The following is a 17,667-nucleotide window of genomic DNA, read 5'->3' on the forward strand; positions in this document are numbered from 1 at the left end:
CCGCCATGCCCCGCCCGGTTCGCCGTCGCCTGATTCTCGCCGCCGGCGCTGCCGGCGCCGCGGCCGTCGGCCTGGCGCGCGCGCAGGCCAGCGTTTCTTCTCCCGCAGGTGCGCCGCCCGGCCCGCAGGCCGGCAAGGCCGACGACGCGGCCGGGCACTGGCCCCCGGTGCGTCCGGGCCGGCCGCTAGCGTTCCCGCGCGACCACGGGGCGCACCCGGCGTATCGCACCGAGTGGTGGTACCTGACCGGCTGGCTCGAAGGGCCCGATGCCGAAACGCTGGGCATGCAGATCACCTTCTTTCGAAGCCGCACCCGGCACGACGCCGGCAATCCGAGCCGCTTTGCGCCGACCCAGCTCCTGTTCGCCCATGCCGCGCTGGCCTCCCCTGCGCGCGGCCGGCTGGCCCACGCCGAGCGTGCCGCCAGGCCCGGGTTCGGCCTGGCCGGGTTCTCGGAAACCGACCTCGACGTCTCGATCGGCAACTGGCGGCTGAACCGCGAGCCCGACGACCGGATCGTCGCCCGGATCGACGACGCGGCGCTGGCGCTGGCCCTCGATTTCGTGCCGCCGGGCCCGCCCGTCCCGCAGGGCGAGGCCGGCTTCTCGCGCAAGGGGCCGGACCCGGCCCAGGCCAGCTGGTACTACAGCCGCCCCCAACTGGCGGTGAGCGGCGCGATCGGCGGCCCGGACGGCAAGCCGACGCGGCCGGTGCGAGGCATCGCCTGGCTGGACCACGAATGGTCGTCCGAGATCCTCGACCCGCGCGCGGCCGGCTGGGACTGGGTCGGCCTGAACCTCGAGGACGGCAGCGCGCTGATGGCCTTCCGGATCCGGCACCGCGACGGCGGCGTGCTCTGGTCCGACGCCAAATGGATCGACGCGGAACGGAGCGACCGCGCCGCCGGCGACCCGGTCTTCACGCCGCTGCGCGAATGGCGCTCGCCCCGGACCGGCGCGCGCTGGCCGGTGGCGATGCGCCTGGCGCTCGGCGGCCGCACGCTCGAGCTCGAGCCTTTGCTCGACGATCAGGAGATCGACGCCACGGCCAGCACCGGCACCGTGTACTGGGAAGGCGCGGTGCGGGTGCTCGAGGGCGGGCAGCCGGTCGGGCGAGGCTACCTGGAACTGACCGGCTACGCCGGGGAGCTCAGGCTGTGAGCCCGCGGCCCGTCGCGCGATGGCTGCCGGCACCGCTGCGCTGGATGGCGAGGAACGCACTCGTCGCGCTCGCCTACGCGATCGCCGGCGTGCTCTCGCACGAGCTGACGCTGCCGACCGGCTTCGCCAGCCCGATGTTCGCGCCGGCCGGCATTGCCGTGGCCGCGGTCCTCTTCCTCGGGCGCGGCGTTCTGCCGGGCGTGTTCGCGGGATGCCTGCTCTTCCTGCACTGGGTCGGCGCCCAGGCCGTGCTCGGTGCGGCCGCGGCCCCGGCCTTCGCGGCGATGGCAGGGGGGGCCACCTTGCAGGCGCAGGTCGCCGCCATGCTGGTGCGCCGCTTCGGCCGCTTTCCGAGCGAACCCTTGTCGAGCAGCCCCACGCTTCGCAGGATCCTGCTCGCGGGCCCCCTCGCCGGCCTCATCAGCGCCACCACCGGCGTGCTGACCCTGTACCTTTGCGGCGCGATCGCCGGCGGCGACATCGCCTTCAACTGGCTGACCTGGTGGGTGGGCGACACCTTCGGCGCGGCGCTCGTCGGCCCGGTGGCCGCGGTGCTGCTCTCGCGCCGCAGCTCCGATCGCATGCGGCCCATCCGGGTCTTCGCGCTGCCGATGGCGCTGGCCATCCTGTTCCTCGGGCTCGGGATCGCCGAGATCGGTCGCCGCGACCGGCAGCAATTCCAGGCCCTGCTCGAGCGCGAGGTCCTGTTCGCCACCGACTCGCTGTTCGAACGCATCGACGGCGTCCTGCTCGCCCTGCAGGCGGTGACCGGCCTCCTGGCCGCATCGGAGTCGGTCACGCCGGAGGAATTCCGTCGCTTCGTGTCGCCGTGGATCGGCGCGATCCCCACGATCGACGCGATCGGCTGGTCCAGGCGCCTGCTCCCGCAGCAACTCGCGGGCCACGAGGCCAGGATGCGCGCTGCCGGCGACACCGATTACTCGGTGGCCGGGCAGCGAAGCAGCGGCATCCCCGCGCCGATCGCTCCGGCCGCCGAATACTTCCCGATCACCTTCATCGAGCCCGCCGACTACGACGACGGCCGGCTCGGCCTGGACCTGCTCGCCTCGGAAGCCGCTGCCGAGGCGATCGAGCGCTCGCGCCGCACCGGCACACCGCAGGCGAGCGCGCCGCCGCCCGGCCAACCGGATCGAGAACGGAGCCGCATCGACGTCTACAGCGTGCTGCGCGATCCGCTCGCCCCTGCGCACGCCGCGCCGCCCGACGCAGTGCTCGGGGCGGCCTTCGTGTCCCTGAACCTGGCCGGCGCGATCGACGCGCTGGCGATCGTGAGCCCGGACATGCTCGATCTCTGCCTGGTCGATGTCTCGGTTCCAGAGGCCGCGCATCGCCTCGCCGGCCCGCCGGGCTGCGAGGGGGGATCGCTCGCGAGCGCAACCACCAGGGTGATCGATCGGGTCTTCGCCGGGCGCCACTGGCAGCTGCACTTCGCCCCCAAGGCGGAATACGTGCAGGCCCACCGCGACTGGGGAAGCTGGCTGCTGTCGGTGCTCGGCCTGCTCGGGGCCACAACGCTGGGCATCTTCCTGCTCGGCCAGTTCGACCGGCAACGCCGTTTCGAGCTCGAGGTCGCGACCCGTACCCGGCAACTCGCCCACGAGATCCGGGAGCGGGAAGCCGCCGAGCTGGCGAGCCAGGCGAAGAGCGCCTTCCTGTCCCGGATGAGCCACGAGCTGCGGACGCCGCTGAACGCAGTGCTCGGGTTCGCGCAGTTGCTCGAGGCCGACCGCTCGCCGCCCCTGTCCGACGCGCAGGTCGAACGCGTGAGGCTGATCGAGAAGGCCGGCTGGCACCTGCGCGACATGATCGACGAAGTGCTCGACCTCGCGCGGATCGAGGCAGGCGCGGTCCGGCTCGACATGAAGCGCGTCGAGGTCGTCGCGCTGCTCGAGGATTGCCGCTCGCTGCTCGCCAACGAAGCGGCCCGCCTGCCGGTCACGCTCGGCGCCCCGGAGCTCGACGCCGAGGCTTCGCAGGTCGCGGTGCGTGCCGACGAGACCCGGCTTCGCCAGATCCTGCTCAACCTGATCGGCAATGCGATCAAGTACAACCGCGCAGGCGGCTCAGTGCTGCTGCGCGTGCGCCGCACTGCGCAGGGCGAGGTCGCGATCTCGGTCACCGACACCGGGCCGGGGCTCTCGCCCGACGAGATCCGTCGCCTGTTCGTTCCCTTCGACCGGCTCGGCCAGGAGGACGCCTCGTCCGGCACCGGCATCGGTCTCGTCATCTCCAGGCACCTGGCCGAAATGATGGGCGGGCGGCTGGAGGTCGCCAGTCGGGCGGGCGAAGGCAGCACGTTCACGCTGGTGCTGCCCTCTGCCCCGCCCGTTGCCCCGTCCCCCTCGACGGCCTCGGCCGCTTCGACCGCCTCGGCCGCCCCGGCCGCTCCGAACGCTCTCTCGCCGGGCCGGTCCGCGCCATCATCGCCGGCCGCGCGCGCGCCGGACGCGGAGAAGGAAAGGAACGGCGGCACGGCCGCCGCAGGGCAGGCCCGTTACCTGGTCTGCATCGAGGACAACGTCCTGAACGCGGAACTGATCCACGACGCGCTGGCCGGCAACGGCGAGCTCGCGCTGTCGGTCTGCGCACGCGCGGACACCGGCCTTGCCACCGTGCGCACGCTGAAGCCTTCGCTGATCGTGCTCGACCTGAACCTGCCCGACCGACACGGGCTGCAGGTGCTCGCCGAGCTCAAGGCCGACCCGGCCACCGCGGCGATCCCGGTGGTGGTCGTGTCGGCCGATGCGACCTCCGGCACGCGGCGGGCGGCGCTCGCAGCCGGCGCCGCCGATTTCCTGGAAAAGCCCCTGAACCTGAAGCGCTTCGCCGCGCGCGTCGCGCGGCTGCTCAACGAACCAGCTGGTTGATCTCGATGATCGGCAGCAGCACCGCCAGCACGATCACCAGCACCACGGCCCCCATCAGCAGGATCAGCATCGGCTCAAGCAGGCTGGTCAGCGCCATCGTGCGGCGCTCGGTCTCCTGAGACAGCTGCAGTGCGGTGCGCTCGAGCATGTCGGGCAACTCGCCGGTGGCCTCGCCGCTGGCGATCATGTGGATCATCACCGGCGGGAAGCGGCCCCCTGCCGCGAGCGACCGGGACAGCGGCGCGCCCTCGCGCACCCGGTCGATCGCGTCGTCGACCACCAGCCTCAGCGCATCGTTGCCCAGCGTGCGGGCGCCGGCATCGAGCGCCCGGATCAGCGGCACCCCGCTGCTGGTCAGGATGCCCAGCGTCGACGTGAAGCGCGCCGTGTTCAGCCCCAGGATCAGGCGGCCCGCGATCGGCGTCGCCAGCAGGCGCGAGTGCCAGGCGAGCCGGAAGCTGGGCGAGCGAAGGGCCAGCCGGAACGCGGTCAGCGCGAGCGCGGCCGCCAGCAGCACCCAGATGCCCCACGCCCGCGCGAAGTCCGACACTGCGATCAGCCCCACGGTGAGCCAGGGCAGCTCCTGCCTGGTCTGCGAGAACACGCCGACCACCTGCGGCACGACGTAGGTGAGCAGCGCCACGATCACCAGCGTGGCCACCACGGTGACGATCGCCGGATACGTGAAGGCCAGCACGATCCGCTGCGACAGCGCGGTGCGCGACTCCACGTAGTCGGCGAGCCGGCTCATCACCAGCGCCAGGTCGCCGGACTGCTCGCCCGCCGACACCAGCGCCCGGTACACCTCCGGGAAGTCGCGCGGATAGCGCGACAGCGCCTGCGACAGCGTCTGGCCCGAAACGACCTCGCTGCGCACCGCGGCGAAGCGCTCGCGCACCGCCGGCTTCTCGGCCTGCTCGACCACCGCGTTCAGCGCCTGCTCGATCGGCAGGCGGGCCGACAGCAGGCTGGCCAGTTGACGCGTGACCAGGGCCAGGTCGGCCGCCCTGAGCCGCGCGGAGAACACCGGCGTGGCGCGCGCCGCCGTCGGCTCCTGCACCGGCGCGACCTCGAGCGGCGTCATGCCGCGCTCGCGCAGCGTGGCGCGGGCGTGACGCGCCGAATCGGCGTCGAGGACGCCGCGCTTGATCTGTCCGGCTGCGTCGGCAGCCTCGAAGCGGAAAGCGGGCACGCTGCCGGCCTGGCTGCCTAGTCGCGGGTCACCCGCACCACCTCGTCGGCCGAGGTGACGCCGGCCTTCACCCAGCGGGCGCCGTCCTCGCGCATGGAGCGCATCCCGTCGGCCTCGGCGGCCGCGCGAAGGGTCGCCTCGGAGGCGCCCTCGTGGACCAGTGCCCGGATGCGGTCGTCGACGACGAAGAGCTCGTGGATGCCGGTGCGCCCCTGGTAGCCGCTGCGGTTGCAGGCCACGCAGCCCACCGCCCGCCAGCCGCCGGCCACCGGGTCGGGCTCGCGGCACTCGGGGCACAGCTTGCGGACCAGCCGCTGCGCCACCACGCCGATCAGCGACGAAGACAGCAGGAAGGGCTCCACGCCCATGTCGATCAGGCGGGTAACGGCCGACACCGAATCGTTGGTGTGCAGCGTGGCGAGCACAAGGTGGCCGGTCAGCGAGGCCTGCACCGCGATCTGCGCGGTTTCCAGGTCGCGGATCTCGCCGATCATCACCACGTCGGGGTCCTGTCGCAGGATCGAGCGCAGCGCCTTCGCGAAGGTCATGTCGATCCGCGGGTTGACCTGGGTCTGGCCGATGCCGGGCAGGTCGTACTCGATCGGGTCCTCGACGGTCAGGATGTTCGTCGTGGTCGCGTCGAGGCGGCCGAGCGCCGCGTACAGCGTGGTGGTCTTGCCCGAGCCGGTCGGGCCGGTGACCAGCAGGATGCCGTGCGGCTGCCGGGTCAGCCGGTCGAAGGTGGCCAGCGTGTCGGGCGCCATGCCGAGCTTGGCCAGGTCGAGCCGGCCCGCCTCCTTGTCGAGCAGGCGCAGCACCGCGCGCTCGCCGTGGCCGGTAGGCAGCGTGGACACGCGCACGTCCATCGGCCGGCCGCCGATGCGCAGCGTGATCCGGCCGTCCTGCGGCAGGCGCTTCTCGGCGATGTCGAGCTGGGCCATGATCTTGATTCGCGAGATCAGCGCCGCGTGCAGCTCGCGCCTGGGGCGCACGACGTCGCGCAGCGTGCCGTCGACCCGGAAGCGCACCAGCGAGTGCGTCTCGAAGGGCTCGATGTGGATGTCGGAAGCGCCGTCGCGGGCCGCCTGCGTGAGCAGCACGTTGATCATCCGGATGATCGGCGCATCGTCCTCGGTCTCGAGCAGGTCCTCGATCTTGGGCAGGTCCTGCATCAGCCGCGACAGGTCCATGTCGCTCTCGAGCTCGTCGACCACCGCGGCCGCCGAGCCGCCCTGGTTCTGCGAATACGCGCGCGAGATCGCCGCGCCGAGCTCCTCGTCGGGCTTGCGGACCGCGACCAGGCGCATCGGCACGAGCCGGGCGAGCTCGGCCAGCGCGTGGCGCGGCGTGCGGTCGCCGATCCAGACTTCCATCGTGTCGCCGACCGTGCCGGCGACCAGCAACTGGTGAGCGCGCGCGAAGCCGTAGGGCACGTAGCGCGAAGGCGAGATCGTGGACATCGTGCTGCCGCCCCGGCCCGTCAGTTCGCGGGGGCACCCGCGCCCGGCGGCGCGACCGGCGCGGTCTGCACGCCGGCGTCGGGAACGATCGGCGAGATACGTCCGTCGAGCGGCACGACCACCTCCCTCTCCCCTTTCGGCGGCTTGATCGTGGTCGGCGTCGAGCGGAAGATCGGCGCCGGTTCCCGCAACGCGCTCTCGTCGATCTCGGGCGCCAGGCTGGCCGGCCCCGGCGAGATGCCCGGCGTCGCCTTGCCCGAAGGCGGCCTGGGCAGCGGTGGCAGCTCCGAAGGCTTGAACTCTGGCAGCAGCCAGTGCTGCGGCAGCCCGGAGTCGCCGCGCAGCAGGCGCATGTACTCGTAGCGGTCTGCGGTCACGCCATAGGCGGCTTCGCCGTCGCGCACCACGACCGGCCGCAGGAAGACCAGCAGGTTGGTCTTGACCCGCCGGCGGTTGTCGTAGCGGAACAATTGCCCGACGACCGGCACGTCGCCCAGGCCAGGCACCTTCTCCTCGCCGCCCTCGACCCGCTCCTCGATCAGCCCGCCCAGCACGACGATCTGGCCGTCGTCGACCAGCACGTTCGACTCGATCGCCCGGCGGTTCGTGATGATGCCGGAGGCCAGCGAGGTGCTCTGCACGCTGGAAACCTCCTGGAAGATCTGCAGCCGCACGGTGCCGGATTCCGACACCTGCGGCTTGACGCGGAGCGTGGTGCCGACGTCTCGCCGCTCGATCGTCTGGAACGGGTTCACCGACGCGCCGCCGGTGCCGGTGGCGGTGAACTGCCCGGTGACGAATGGGACGTTCTGGCCGATGATGATCCGCGCCTCCTCGTTGTCGAGGGTCAGCAGGTTCGGCGTGGCGAGGATGTTCGCGTTGGCGTTGGTCTCGAGCGCGCGAGCCAGGAAGCCGAGGTTAAGCACGGTGCCGATGCCCGGGATCGTGGTCGTGCCGCGCACGACGCCCACGTTCAGGCCGGAGCCGACCGACCCGATGTTCGCGGTGGCGTCGAGGATGTTCGACCCTGTGCCGCGCCCGGTCAGGTTGGTGCCCCCGATCACGCGGGTCGTGCCCTCGGGCGCGCTGAGGAACTGCCACTGGATGCCCAGCTCGGCCGCGCGCTCGGCGCTGATCTCGACGATCAGCGACTCGATGAAGACCTGCGCCCGCCGCGTGTCGAGCTGGTCGATGACCGTGCGAAGGTTGCGATAGATCGGCTCGGGCGCGGTGATGATCAGCGAGTTCGTGGTCGGATCGGCGGCGATCGTCGCCCCGCCCGCCTGCACGGTGACCGGCTGTGTCGAGGACTGCTGCAGCGGAGAGCCCGCCGCCCCCTGCGCCTGGGCACCTGTCTGCGTGCCGGTCGTCAACCCGGTGCCGGTCGTGCCGGCCGTCGTGCCGAGCCCGGATGCGCCGCTCTGGCCGAAGCCGGTGGCGCCGGCGCCGGGCTGCCGGCCCGCGCCGCCGCCGGCCAGCACGCCCTGCAGCGTCTGCGCGAGCTTGACCGCCTCGGCGTTGCGCAGGTACACGACGTAGATGTTGCCCGGCTGCGCGCTGGGCTGGTCGAGTCTCGCGATCAGCGAGCGGGCGAGGCTCATCTTGGCGGCGCTTCCGGTGCGGATCATCACCGCGTTGATCCGCGGGTCGGCCATCACGACCACCCGCTGGCCGGCATCGACCTGCGCGCCCGCGCTGGCGCGCGCGCTGTCGTCGAGCATCCGCGAAACCGCGATCGCGATGTCCGCGGCCACCGCGTGCTCGATCGGCACGACCTCGACGCCGCTGGTCGACGGACTGTCGAGCGTGGCGACGATCCGGGCGATCCGCTGCAGGTTGGCGGCGTAGTCGGTGACCACCAGCGAGTTGTTGTTCGGATAGGCGACGATCGTGTTGTTCGGCGAGATCAGCGGACGCAGCACCGGCACCAGGTTGGACGCCGACTCGTGGCTCAGCCTGAAGATCTGGGTGACGATCTCGTCGCCGCTCGCCCCGGGCGCCCTGCCCGCCGAGACCGGGCTGGACTGCAGCTTGGCGTCGGCCTCGGGCACCACCTTGGTCAGGCCGCCGGCCTCGACCACCGCGAAGCCCTGCGAGCGAAGCTGCGACTGCAGGAGCCGGTAGGCCTGGGCGCGACTGACCGGCTTCGGGGTCTCGAGGGTCATCTTGCCACGCACCCGCGGGTCGATGATGAAGGTGCGGTTCAGCAGGTGGCCGAAGGCGCCCACCACCGAGTCGATGTCGGCGTCCTTGAAGTTCAGCGTGACAGCGTCGGAATCCGCCGGCGCGGCCTTCTGGCCGGCCGCAGGCTGCCCGGCCGGCTGCTTGGCGGACTGGGCGAGGGCCGGCGGCGCGATCGCCGCCAGCAGCAGTGCCGCAGCCGCCGCCATGACGGCGGCCGTGCGCATCGAAGCGAGCCAGCGCCCGCATGCCTGGTGCAAGGTCATGCCCCTATTCTAATGACGGTGCGCTCGCCCACGCGTCTTCCGACGAGACCGAGGAAGGACTGTAGCCTTTCAGCCTCGGCCGGGTCGGCGCTGGCGTCGGCCTCGAAACGCAGGCCCGCCCGCGCGTCCCAGGTGCCCTTGCCGGTCAGCCGCAGCGGGCCCGACAGGGTCTGCAGCGCCACGTCGGCCCGCGAGCCCTGCCCGTCGATGTCGACCCGATAGCTGCCCAGCGGGCGGACCGGCGTCATCGCGGACGCCGCGTTGCGCAACTCGATCGTGGCCTTTCCCTGGAGCTGGCCGCCGCGGATCGTCATCGCCTCCCAGCGGACGGCCAGCGCGCCGGCCGGCCGGATGCTGTTCCAGGGCGACCCGAGACGGCTCAGCTCGACCGAAGGCAGCGACAGCGCGCCGGGCCCGACCCGCATCTCGGCGAAGCTGCCCTGCAGGCGCACCGGCTGGGCCATGCCGTCGACTGAGATCGCGGCGTCGACCAGCCCGGCGAAGAGCGGCCAGGGCCTGACCGCCCAGCCGATCCGACCCGGCACTGCGACCCCCTGCGTGGAGAGCCTCTGCCCGTCCTGCGCGCCGACGTCGGCAAAGACAAGTCGCCCGCTCCCTTTCCAGATCGTCCCGTCGGCCTCGGCGAGCCGGACGCGCCCCAGGGTCGCGCGATCCAGCGCCAGGTCCAGGAACCGGGCCGGCGCGGTGGCGACCGTGGTGGCGATCGCCGTCGCCAGGCCGGCCAGTGCGAAGAGGATCCAGCGAAACATGTCCTAGCGGCCCTCCCGTCGCGGCAATTCGAGCGACGCCCGGGCGGTGACGAGGCCCGGCGAGGACTCCCGGGTGACCGACACGTCGACCACCCTGAGCCGCGTGTCGCGGACCGCGACGTCGATCCAGGCGAGCCATGCCGCATGCGGCACGCCGCGGAAGCGCACGTCGAACAGTGATCCGGTCTGCTGCAGCTGCGCCAGCGCGGGCCGAAGCCCGGCCGCGTCGATCGACTGCTCCAGCCGCGCCCGAACCGCCTGCGGCGTGTCGGCGCCGGCCGGCGCCGACCCCAGCTGGCGGGCCTCGTCGGCGAGCTGGTCGATGCGGGCAAGCTGCGCGCGCAGCGTGGGCAGCTCGCGCTGCAGGCGCTGCCGTCCGAGCCAGGCCGGCTCGATCAGCAGCAGATAGACGATCGCCGACAGCACGAACACGCCGGCGACCAGCACCAGCCGGCGCTCCCGGAGCGCCATCGCCTGCCAGCGCTGCATCAGCGATTCGAGCATGGCGCGGTCCTCAGCGAAGCAGCGCGACCGTGGCGGTCGGCTCGCGCTCGGCATCGAAGCGCAGCTGCAGCCCGAGCCGCTGGCAGGCCTGGACGAGCGTGTCGCGGACCGCGCGCGCCTCGAACTGGCCCGGCTGGAAACGCACCCGCAGCCGGCCGTCGCGGTATTCGACGCCCGACAGCGCGTCGGCGGCCTGCCCGCCGAGCGCCTGCGCGAAGCGGGTCAGCAACGGGACGAAGTCCTCCGGGCCGCTCTGCCCCGCCCGCGCCCGCATCGTCGCGACCTGGCGCTCCATCTGCAGCACCGGGTCCACAACGACCTGCGCCTCGGGGAAGGTCTGCCGGTAGCGCGCCTCGATCGCGGTCCGCAGGGCATCGCGCTCGCGCGCCAGCATTCCCCAGTGAAGGTTCAGGCCGAGCAGCGCCACCACGACCGCGGCCGCCGCCAGCGCGCCGGGCAGGCGCCAGGCGCGCCAGTCGATGTCCGCGAACCAGCGGCCCGCCTTGCTGCCTCGCCGGCCGGTGAGCAGGTCGACCGGCGCCGCCATCGGCAGCGGCAGCGAGCGGATCTCGGCCGCGAACCCCGCCTTGGCCGCGGCGATCATCACCGCGGGCTGCCAGGCCGGGCCTTCGACGTAGAAGGGAAGATTGCGCCGGTCGGGGCCCTCCTCGGGCAGTTCCCTCTCGGCGAAAGAGCGCTCGCCTTCGGGAGCGGCGCTCCAGGCGGCCTGCAGCAGCGCGACGATCGCCTCGGCCCTTGCCTGCTGGCCGTCGGCGGCATTCCAGCCGATGCCGTCGAGCGGGCCGAGCCGCAGGGCGAGGCCGTCGTTAAGGCAGGCGAGCGCCGCGCCCGAGGCGCCGACCGGCAGCGCCAGCTGCGCCGGCCAGGCGGCCGCGACCTTGGCGCCCTTGCGCTCGAAGGCGCCGACGACGAGCTCCAGCCAGCCCCGGTCGATGACCGCGACCAGCCGCTCGCCGTCGCCGGTCTTGGGGCCGACCGCGAACGCGCACTGCTGGGCGTCCTGCAGCAGCAGGTCCTCGACGATGTTCGGAAGCGCCTGCCGCAGGCGGGCGCCCGAGAGCGGCGGCACCTTGGCCCTGAGCAGGGTCACGTCGCGGGCGTCGAAGACCAGAGTGACCGACTTGAGCGGCGGCAGCGCGTCGAGGCTGAGCCTTGCGTAGCGCGCGGCGCTGCCGGTGCCTTGCACGGTGACCGCGGTGTGCCCCGGCCCGCTGACCAGCTTCTCGGTGGCGGCGATCGGCAGCATCGCGAGCAGCGTCGCTTCGGTGGCGAACGCGCGCTCGCCGCCGGCACGCGGCGGCACCCAGACGATCGCCTGACCTCTTCTCAGAACCTGTGCTGCCATACCCGTTCCACGCGCCCGGTACCCCGATAGAGCAGGGACTCGCTCTGCGCCTCGACGCGGTCGAAGCGTACCATTCCGCTCACCATGAAGAAGTCCGAGCCGACGGACAGCATGTTCGGCGGCAGCACCGGCGATCCGGTGAACATCGAGCGCGCCACGTCCAGGCTGGCGAAGAAGGTCCGCTGCCGCACGCCTTCGACGAACTGACGGGCGGCCTGCAGGTCCACGTCGGGGATCACCGCTGCCAGCACTTCGGCCGGCGCGGTGTTGACGTTCACCTTCGTGTTCTCGGTGTTGACGACCGCTCGCGCCAGCCGCACCGACTTCGGGAGGAAGGCCACGAAGGGCGCGAGCGCCTCGACCGTCGCCTCGTCGAAGCCCGGCACCGAGCGCAGGTCGGAAATCTTCAGCAACGGCAGCGCGCTGGCCTGCAGCCGCCTGCCCTCGACCACCGGCGGGTAGGCCTGCTGCAGCCGCTGCTGCAACACCGCGGCCAGGCTCTCCGGCCGGCCGAGCAGCCCGAGCAGGCGCTCGAAGGCCTGGCGATGAGGCGTCGACGGCTGGCCGGCGATCACCAGGTTGTTCAGGTTCAGGCGCGACTGGGCGTCGAACATCTGGCCCGCGATCATCGCGTTGCGCTCCGCGTCGGAGACCCGCGCCCCGCCCATCACCGTTTCGTCGAGCCGCGTCTCGGCCACCGGCAGCGCCCAGATCTCGCCGAGGTGGTCGACCGTGCCGGTGCTGCTGCGGTCGACCCGCAGCACGACCTCGGCCCAGTCGAGCACCGCGCTCTCGATCCAGCGCACCTGCGCGAGCGACAGGCGGTTCTGCACCGATCGCACGGTGACCATCTCCCGCCAGAACAGGCTGCTGACGATCAGGGTGGCCAGCGTGACGACCAGCAGCACGCTGATGATCGCCACGCCGCGCTGAGCCGATGCGGTGCGCCCCATCGTCAGTCGCCCACCGCGAAGACGCGCACGATCCGCTCGCCGCGCCGCACGAGCACGAGCTCCACGCCGGTCACCAGGGTGCCGGCGGCGGCCGGCACGATCGCCGCGGCCGGACCCCCCGGCGCACCGGGCGCCGAACGCGCGGCCTGCGCCGACTGCTCGGCGGCCTGGCTGGTCGCGATCGACGACGCCGGCAGCCAGCCGCGGCCCTGCAGCCAGCCGCGCAGTTCCATCGCCTCGACACCGCCCACGATCGGCTGCCAGGTGAACGGGATGTCCGGAACCGGATTCGTGTCGCCGGGCACCGGCACGCCCCAGGCACTGAAGCCGCGCTCGAGCGATCCGTCGCGCAGCCGCCAGATCACCCGCTGGACCTGCGTCGCCGCATCGCCCGGCGCCTCGCGAAGCAGCGTCAGCGAAGGCGGCTCGCGCTCGTCGCCGATCGTGAACGACACCGACGGCACCGAGAGCTCGAGCAGGCGCACCGGCCAGGCACGGCGGAGGTCCTCCTCCATCTGCGACATCACGATCGTCAGCGCGCGCAACTCGTCAGAACGCTCGACGATGCTGTCGCGCCCGGCGATCACCGAGCTCATGCCGCGCCAGCTGAGCAGCGCGAGCACCGCCAGCAGGGAGACCGCGACCAGCAGCTCGAGAATCGTGAAGCCGAGGCTGCGCCGCGAACCGGGGCCCCGCCCCTTGCCGGGGCGCGACGCCTTGCGGCTGCGCGACGACGGGTGCGCGAGCATCGCCTATCTCGTAGAGAATCCGACCAGCCGCGAAAGACGGTGGTCCGATCCCGGGGCGAACACGCCCACCTCGACCCGCCGGAACTGCGGGTTGGGCGTCTGGAAGACCTGCTCGACGCAGACCAGCGCGACGCCGGCCTGGCTGCAGTCGAACTCCCGCCGGCCGAGCGCCGGCCACTCGCCGGCGATCCGGATCTGGGCGAGGCGGTTCTCGGCGCTCCACTGCGCCAGCGAGCGGGCGCGCAGTTCGGCGCTGTTGACCGCCAGCGAGCCGGTGGCGCGCATCGCGGTCATCAGCGCGATCGCGGCGATGGTCATCGCCACGAGCACCTCGACCAGCGTGAAGCCGCGCGACCTCATCGCAGCCCGAACACGCCCAGGCCGTTGGAGACGATCGACACCCGCTCCCCCTCGCGCTCGATGTGCAGCACGAAGGGCGCGTCGACCTGGTCGCGGCCGAACTCGACGCTCTCGCGGTTGTCGGCGCGCTCGACCGACACCCGGGTCGGGCGCTCCCACTGGCGCTCGCGGAGGTCGCGGTCGTCGATGATCGGCTGCCAGCGCCGGTCGCGCCAGATCGCGAAGCGATAGCGCTCCTCGTCGGCCTCGAGCCGGATCGGCGCCCCGCGCACCAGCGCCTCCTCGCGCGCCAGCGACAGCAGCTGCGCGAGGCGGTCGGCCTCGAAGCGCAGCCCCCGGTCGAAGGCGCCGATCGAAAGCGTCGCGACCCCGATCAGCACGCCGGCGATGACGATCGCGACGAGCAGCTCGAGGAGAGTGAAGCCTCGCGACCGCCTAATCACGCATGCTCAGCGGTTCAGCGCCCAGTTGCCGATGTCCGCATCGACACCCTCGCCGCCCGGCTGCCCGTCGGCCCCGAGGCTGAAGACGTCGATCTCGCCCTTCACGCCCGGGTTCAGGTACTGGTAGGGCCTGCCCCACGGGTCGACCGGGGCCTGCTTCAGGTAGGCCTTCCAGTTCTGCGGGACCGGCTCGACGGTCGGCCGCACGGCCAGCGCCAGAAGGCCCTGCTCTGTGCTCGGGTAACGCTGGTTGTCGAGCCGGTACAGGTCGAGCGCCTGCAGCAGCTGCGCGATCTCGGTCTGGGCCGCCTTGACCCGGGCCTCGTCGGGCTTGCTCATGATGCGCGGCACGGCGATCGCCGCGAGAACGCCGAGGATCACGATCACGACCATGATCTCGATCAGCGTGAAGCCGCTTGCGCGGCGGGACCGGTTCGGGCGGGTCGCCCGCTTCGCCGGCCTGGCCGGATTCCTGCCATCGGCCGATGGACGGTGCATCGTCACTCCTGAATGTTTCGCCAGTGAACCGGGCTATGATAGCAGCGGGTCATTACGAATCGGCACGCTTCCAGAATGCGCTTCAGACCGCCGGCGGCATCGGGTCGCTGGGCGCCTCACCTTGCCGCCATCGTGCTGTTCGCAGTGCTGTGCGGCGCCGCCACCTACTGGGGGCTGCAACTGCTCGCCCCGCGGGCGGCGATCGCTCCCGCGGGCTCGCTGGTCGACTGGCAGAAGGCGCCCGACCTGGCGGCGGCTTCGCGCCTGTTCGGCATGCCTCCGTCGGCGGTCCAGGCGCAGCGCGCGGCGGTCGTCGCCTCGAACATCAAGGTGATCGGCGTCGCGGCGTCGCCCACGCGAGGCAGCGCCGTGCTGGCGATCGACGGCAAGCCACCGAAGGCCTTCCTGGTCGGGGAGAAGATCGACGACCGGTCCACCCTGCTCGAAGTCAGGGCCGACGCCGTCGTCATCGAGCAGCCCTCGGGCCGGGTCGAGCTGCTGGCCCCGGAGCGCCCCGACACCGCCCTGCTGAGCGCCGGGCCGGCGGCCTCGTCCGGCGCCGTGCCGCCCGCCCCGGTACCCATCGCTCCACGGCCAGGATCCGCGCCGCCTCCAGGGGTTCAGCAGGCCTTGCCGCGCATCGGCCCTTCGCCAGCTCCGGCCCCGGTTCCGGCGAGCCCACCGCCGGCGGCCGGGGCGGCCCAGGATGCCGCGCCCGCCCAGGATGCCGCGCCGGCCGGCGAGCCGCCCGCCGACGCGACCCAACCCGGCACTGCGGCGCCGCCGGCAGAAGCGCCGAACGAAACCTCTCCCGGGACGGAGCCCCGTGCGGGCGTCCGCCGTGGCGGCCCGGTCGTCCACGCAGTCGAACGCCGCACGGCGGCCTTGCGCCAGTAACACCGACCTCGCCCCAGCACAGTGACCCTCTTCAGCATCACCGCCAGGAGTTCCCGGGAGCCGGTCCGTCCGGAGAAGACATTCCGCCAGGCCCAGTTCGAACGTCGCGAGCAGGCGATTCTCGACGCCACGAACCGCCTGCTCGCCGAGAAGGGCTACGAGCCGATGTCGATGGACGACATCGCGGCCGAGGTCGGCATCGCCAAGGGCAGCCTATACAAGCACTTCGCCTCCAAGGAGGCGCTCGCGGCCGCGGTGATGATCCGCCTGCTGCGCCGCACCCGCGACGCGCTCGACGCCCTTCCCGCCGACATGCCGGCCAGCGGCCGGCTGCGCGCGCTGCTGGAATGGACGCTGCGCGAGCGGCTGGCCGGCGGCGTGCCCCATCTGCCGTCGACCAGCGCCACGCTGCGCGGAGCGCTGCTCGAGAACCGCGAGTACGTCGACGAGCTGATGGAACTCTCCGAGCGCCTCGGCGCCCTGGTCGGGCGAGCTAGGGCCGAGGGCGCGCTCGCCGAGGGCTTCCCCGACGAATTCGTCCTCTATCACTTCTACGCGCGCGCCTGCGACCCGACGCTGGACTTCCTGAAGGCCGGCGGGGCGATGTCCGACGACGAAATCGTCGAACGCATGGTCCGGGCCGCCTTCGACGGCATCACCCCATGAGGCAATACCACGACCTGATGCGCCACGTGCTCGAGCGCGGCGCCGAGAAGTCCGACCGGACCGGCACCGGCACGCTGTCCGTCTTCGGCTGGCAGATGCGCTTCGACCTGGCCGAAGGCTTTCCTCTGGTCACCACGAAGAAGCTGCACCTGCGCTCGATCGTCAACGAGCTGATCTGGTTCCTGAACGGCGAGACCAACACCCGCTGGCTGCGCGAGAACGGCGTGACCATCTGGGACGAATGGGCCGACGAGAACGGCGAGCTCGGCCCGATCTACGGCTACCAGTGGCGACACTGGCGCACGCCCGACGGCGGCGAGATCGACCAGATCGCCGACGTGATCGAACGCATCCGCAAGGACCCGGACTCGCGCCGCCTGATCGTATCCGCCTGGAACGTGGCCGACCTGCCGAAGATGGCGCTAGCCCCCTGCCACGCGTTCTTCCAGTTCTACGTGGCCGGCGGCCGGCTGTCCTGCCAGATGTACCAGCGCAGCGCCGACATCTTCCTCGGCGTGCCGTTCAACATCGCGTCGTACGCCCTGCTCACCCACATGGTCGCGCAACAGTGCGGCCTGCAGCCCGGCGACTTCGTCTGGACCGGCGGCGACTGCCACCTGTACTCGAACCACCTCGAGCAGGCGCGGCTGCAGCTCACCCGCGAGCCCTACCCGCTGCCGCGGCTCGAGATCCTGCGCAAGCCAGACTCGATCTTCGACTACCGCTTCGAGGACTTCGCGGTGCACGGCTACCAGGCGCACCCGCACATCAAGGCGCCGGTGGCGGTCTGATGCGCGTCACGATCGTCGTCGCGCGCGCCCGCAACGGCGTCATCGGCCGCGACAACGCGCTGCCCTGGCACCTGCCCGAGGACCTGAAGCACTTCAAGGCCACCACCACCGGCCACGCGATCGTCATGGGCCGGCGCACCTTCGAGTCGATCGGCCGGCCGCTGCCGGGCCGGCGGACCATCGTGGTCACGCGCGACCCGCAGTGGTCCCACCCGGGCTGCGAGCGCGCCGGCTCGCTGGCCGAGGCGATCGAGCTCGCGGGCGAGCCGGGCAGCGACCCGGCGATCGCGACCGACGAGGTGTTCGTCGTGGGCGGCGCGCAGCTCTACGCCGAGGCGGTGCCGCTGGCCGACCGCGCGATCGTCACCGAGATCGACATCGAGCCCGAAGGCGACGCGCGCTTCGAGGCGATCGGCCCGCCCGACTGGACGCTTCGCGCGAGCGAAGAGCACCGTTCGGCAAGCGGCCTCGACTACCGGATCGAGGACTGGGTTCGAAGCAGGCGCTGAACCCCTCGCGGCCG

General features: G+C 72.3%; 17 protein-coding genes. 6 read left to right on the forward strand and 11 right to left on the reverse strand.

Annotation, left to right across the window (positions count from 1 at the left end; genetic code table 11):
• Positions 1-5: 5 nt before the first annotated feature.
• Both M6I34_RS03840 and M6I34_RS03845 read left to right on the forward strand, forming a co-directional pair.
• Positions 6-1,160: a lipocalin-like domain-containing protein gene (locus M6I34_RS03840; protein ID WP_272484388.1), complete on the forward strand. Its 1,155-nt coding sequence runs from the start codon at positions 6-8 to the stop codon at positions 1,158-1,160.
• Positions 1,157-4,048, forward strand: a complete 2,892-nt coding sequence (locus M6I34_RS03845) for an ATP-binding protein (RefSeq protein ID WP_272484389.1) — start codon at positions 1,157-1,159, stop codon at positions 4,046-4,048. The genes M6I34_RS03840 and M6I34_RS03845 overlap by 4 nt, the downstream gene beginning before the upstream one ends.
• Here M6I34_RS03845 and gspF read toward each other — a convergent pair.
• Genes gspF through gspG form a run of 11 tightly spaced genes read right to left on the reverse strand, consistent with a single transcriptional unit; the run spans position 4,029 to position 14,790 of the window.
• Positions 4,029-5,240: a type II secretion system inner membrane protein GspF gene (gspF, locus tag M6I34_RS03850; RefSeq protein ID WP_272484390.1), complete on the reverse strand. Its 1,212-nt coding sequence runs from the start codon at positions 5,238-5,240 to the stop codon at positions 4,029-4,031. The two genes, M6I34_RS03845 and gspF, sit on opposite strands and share 20 nt — an antisense overlap.
• Before the next feature lie 17 nt (positions 5,241-5,257).
• Entirely contained in the window at positions 5,258-6,700 is a 1,443-nt protein-coding gene (gspE, locus tag M6I34_RS03855; RefSeq protein ID WP_272484391.1) for a type II secretion system ATPase GspE, read from the reverse strand.
• A gap of 20 nt (positions 6,701-6,720) precedes the next feature.
• Entirely contained in the window at positions 6,721-9,147 is a 2,427-nt protein-coding gene (gene gspD, locus M6I34_RS03860; RefSeq protein ID WP_272484392.1) for a type II secretion system secretin GspD, read from the reverse strand.
• Positions 9,144-9,917, reverse strand: coding sequence for a type II secretion system protein N (gene gspN, locus M6I34_RS03865; protein WP_272484393.1), 774 nt, complete (start codon positions 9,915-9,917; stop codon positions 9,144-9,146). The genes gspD and gspN overlap by 4 nt, the downstream gene beginning before the upstream one ends.
• A gap of 3 nt (positions 9,918-9,920) precedes the next feature.
• Positions 9,921-10,421 (reverse strand): type II secretion system protein M, encoded by a 501-nt coding sequence (locus M6I34_RS03870; protein ID WP_272484394.1) that lies wholly within the window; start codon positions 10,419-10,421, stop codon positions 9,921-9,923.
• 10 nt (positions 10,422-10,431) lie between these two features.
• Positions 10,432-11,787 (reverse strand): type II secretion system protein GspL, encoded by a 1,356-nt coding sequence (gspL, locus tag M6I34_RS03875; RefSeq protein ID WP_272484395.1) that lies wholly within the window; start codon positions 11,785-11,787, stop codon positions 10,432-10,434.
• Entirely contained in the window at positions 11,769-12,740 is a 972-nt protein-coding gene (gene gspK, locus M6I34_RS03880; RefSeq protein WP_272484396.1) for a type II secretion system minor pseudopilin GspK, read from the reverse strand. Before gspK ends, gspL begins: the two co-directional genes overlap by 19 nt.
• 2 nt (positions 12,741-12,742) lie before the next feature.
• Entirely contained in the window at positions 12,743-13,489 is a 747-nt protein-coding gene (locus tag M6I34_RS03885; RefSeq protein WP_272484397.1) for a PulJ/GspJ family protein, read from the reverse strand.
• A gap of 3 nt (positions 13,490-13,492) precedes the next feature.
• Positions 13,493-13,849: a type II secretion system minor pseudopilin GspI gene (gene gspI / locus M6I34_RS03890; RefSeq protein ID WP_272484398.1), complete on the reverse strand. Its 357-nt coding sequence runs from the start codon at positions 13,847-13,849 to the stop codon at positions 13,493-13,495.
• Positions 13,846-14,292, reverse strand: coding sequence for a GspH/FimT family pseudopilin (locus tag M6I34_RS03895; RefSeq protein WP_272484399.1), 447 nt, complete (start codon positions 14,290-14,292; stop codon positions 13,846-13,848). Before M6I34_RS03895 ends, gspI begins: the two co-directional genes overlap by 4 nt.
• A gap of 6 nt (positions 14,293-14,298) precedes the next feature.
• On the reverse strand, positions 14,299-14,790 hold the full coding sequence (gene gspG / locus M6I34_RS03900; RefSeq protein ID WP_272484400.1) for a type II secretion system major pseudopilin GspG: 492 nt from the start codon (positions 14,788-14,790) through the stop codon (positions 14,299-14,301).
• Between the two features lie 75 nt (positions 14,791-14,865).
• Between gspG and M6I34_RS03905 the strand changes: the two genes are divergently transcribed.
• Genes M6I34_RS03905 through M6I34_RS03920 form a run of 4 tightly spaced genes read left to right on the forward strand, consistent with a single transcriptional unit; the run spans position 14,866 to position 17,653 of the window.
• Positions 14,866-15,687 carry a type II secretion system protein N gene (locus tag M6I34_RS03905; RefSeq protein WP_272484401.1) on the forward strand — a complete coding sequence of 274 codons (822 nt, stop codon included), beginning with the start codon at positions 14,866-14,868 and terminating at the stop codon, positions 15,685-15,687.
• Positions 15,688-15,708: 21 nt separating this feature from the next.
• Positions 15,709-16,353, forward strand: coding sequence for a TetR/AcrR family transcriptional regulator (locus M6I34_RS03910; protein ID WP_272484402.1), 645 nt, complete (start codon positions 15,709-15,711; stop codon positions 16,351-16,353).
• Complete coding sequence (locus M6I34_RS03915; protein WP_272484403.1) at positions 16,350-17,144, forward strand: thymidylate synthase; 795 nt, start codon at positions 16,350-16,352, stop codon at positions 17,142-17,144. Before M6I34_RS03910 ends, M6I34_RS03915 begins: the two co-directional genes overlap by 4 nt.
• Positions 17,144-17,653, forward strand: coding sequence for a dihydrofolate reductase (locus M6I34_RS03920; protein WP_418953440.1), 510 nt, complete (start codon positions 17,144-17,146; stop codon positions 17,651-17,653). The genes M6I34_RS03915 and M6I34_RS03920 overlap by 1 nt, the downstream gene beginning before the upstream one ends.
• Positions 17,654-17,667 lie beyond the last annotated feature (14 nt).

The organism is Zeimonas sediminis (assembly GCF_023721795.1).
Lineage (GTDB): Bacteria > Pseudomonadota > Gammaproteobacteria > Burkholderiales > Burkholderiaceae_E > Zeimonas > Zeimonas sediminis.

What these genes read in the sequence shown, in the direction of transcription:
- M6I34_RS03840 (WP_272484388.1), top strand. Translation starts at nt 6, where the DNA reads ATGCCCCGCCCGGTTCGCCGTCGCCTGATTCTCGCCGCCGGCGCTGCC.
- gspE (WP_272484391.1), bottom strand. Translation starts at nt 6,700, where the DNA reads ATGTCCACGATCTCGCCTTCGCGCTACGTGCCCTACGGCTTCGCGCGC.
- gspD (WP_272484392.1), bottom strand. Translation starts at nt 9,147, where the DNA reads ATGACCTTGCACCAGGCATGCGGGCGCTGGCTCGCTTCGATGCGCACG.
- gspN (WP_272484393.1), bottom strand. Translation starts at nt 9,917, where the DNA reads ATGTTTCGCTGGATCCTCTTCGCACTGGCCGGCCTGGCGACGGCGATC.
- M6I34_RS03870 (WP_272484394.1), bottom strand. Translation starts at nt 10,421, where the DNA reads ATGCTCGAATCGCTGATGCAGCGCTGGCAGGCGATGGCGCTCCGGGAG.
- gspL (WP_272484395.1), bottom strand. Translation starts at nt 11,787, where the DNA reads ATGGCAGCACAGGTTCTGAGAAGAGGTCAGGCGATCGTCTGGGTGCCG.
- gspK (WP_272484396.1), bottom strand. Translation starts at nt 12,740, where the DNA reads ATGGGGCGCACCGCATCGGCTCAGCGCGGCGTGGCGATCATCAGCGTG.
- M6I34_RS03885 (WP_272484397.1), bottom strand. Translation starts at nt 13,489, where the DNA reads ATGCTCGCGCACCCGTCGTCGCGCAGCCGCAAGGCGTCGCGCCCCGGC.
- gspI (WP_272484398.1), bottom strand. Translation starts at nt 13,849, where the DNA reads ATGAGGTCGCGCGGCTTCACGCTGGTCGAGGTGCTCGTGGCGATGACC.
- gspG (WP_272484400.1), bottom strand. Translation starts at nt 14,790, where the DNA reads ATGCACCGTCCATCGGCCGATGGCAGGAATCCGGCCAGGCCGGCGAAG.
- M6I34_RS03905 (WP_272484401.1), top strand. Translation starts at nt 14,866, where the DNA reads ATGCGCTTCAGACCGCCGGCGGCATCGGGTCGCTGGGCGCCTCACCTT.
- M6I34_RS03915 (WP_272484403.1), top strand. Translation starts at nt 16,350, where the DNA reads ATGAGGCAATACCACGACCTGATGCGCCACGTGCTCGAGCGCGGCGCC.
- M6I34_RS03920 (WP_418953440.1), top strand. Translation starts at nt 17,144, where the DNA reads ATGCGCGTCACGATCGTCGTCGCGCGCGCCCGCAACGGCGTCATCGGC.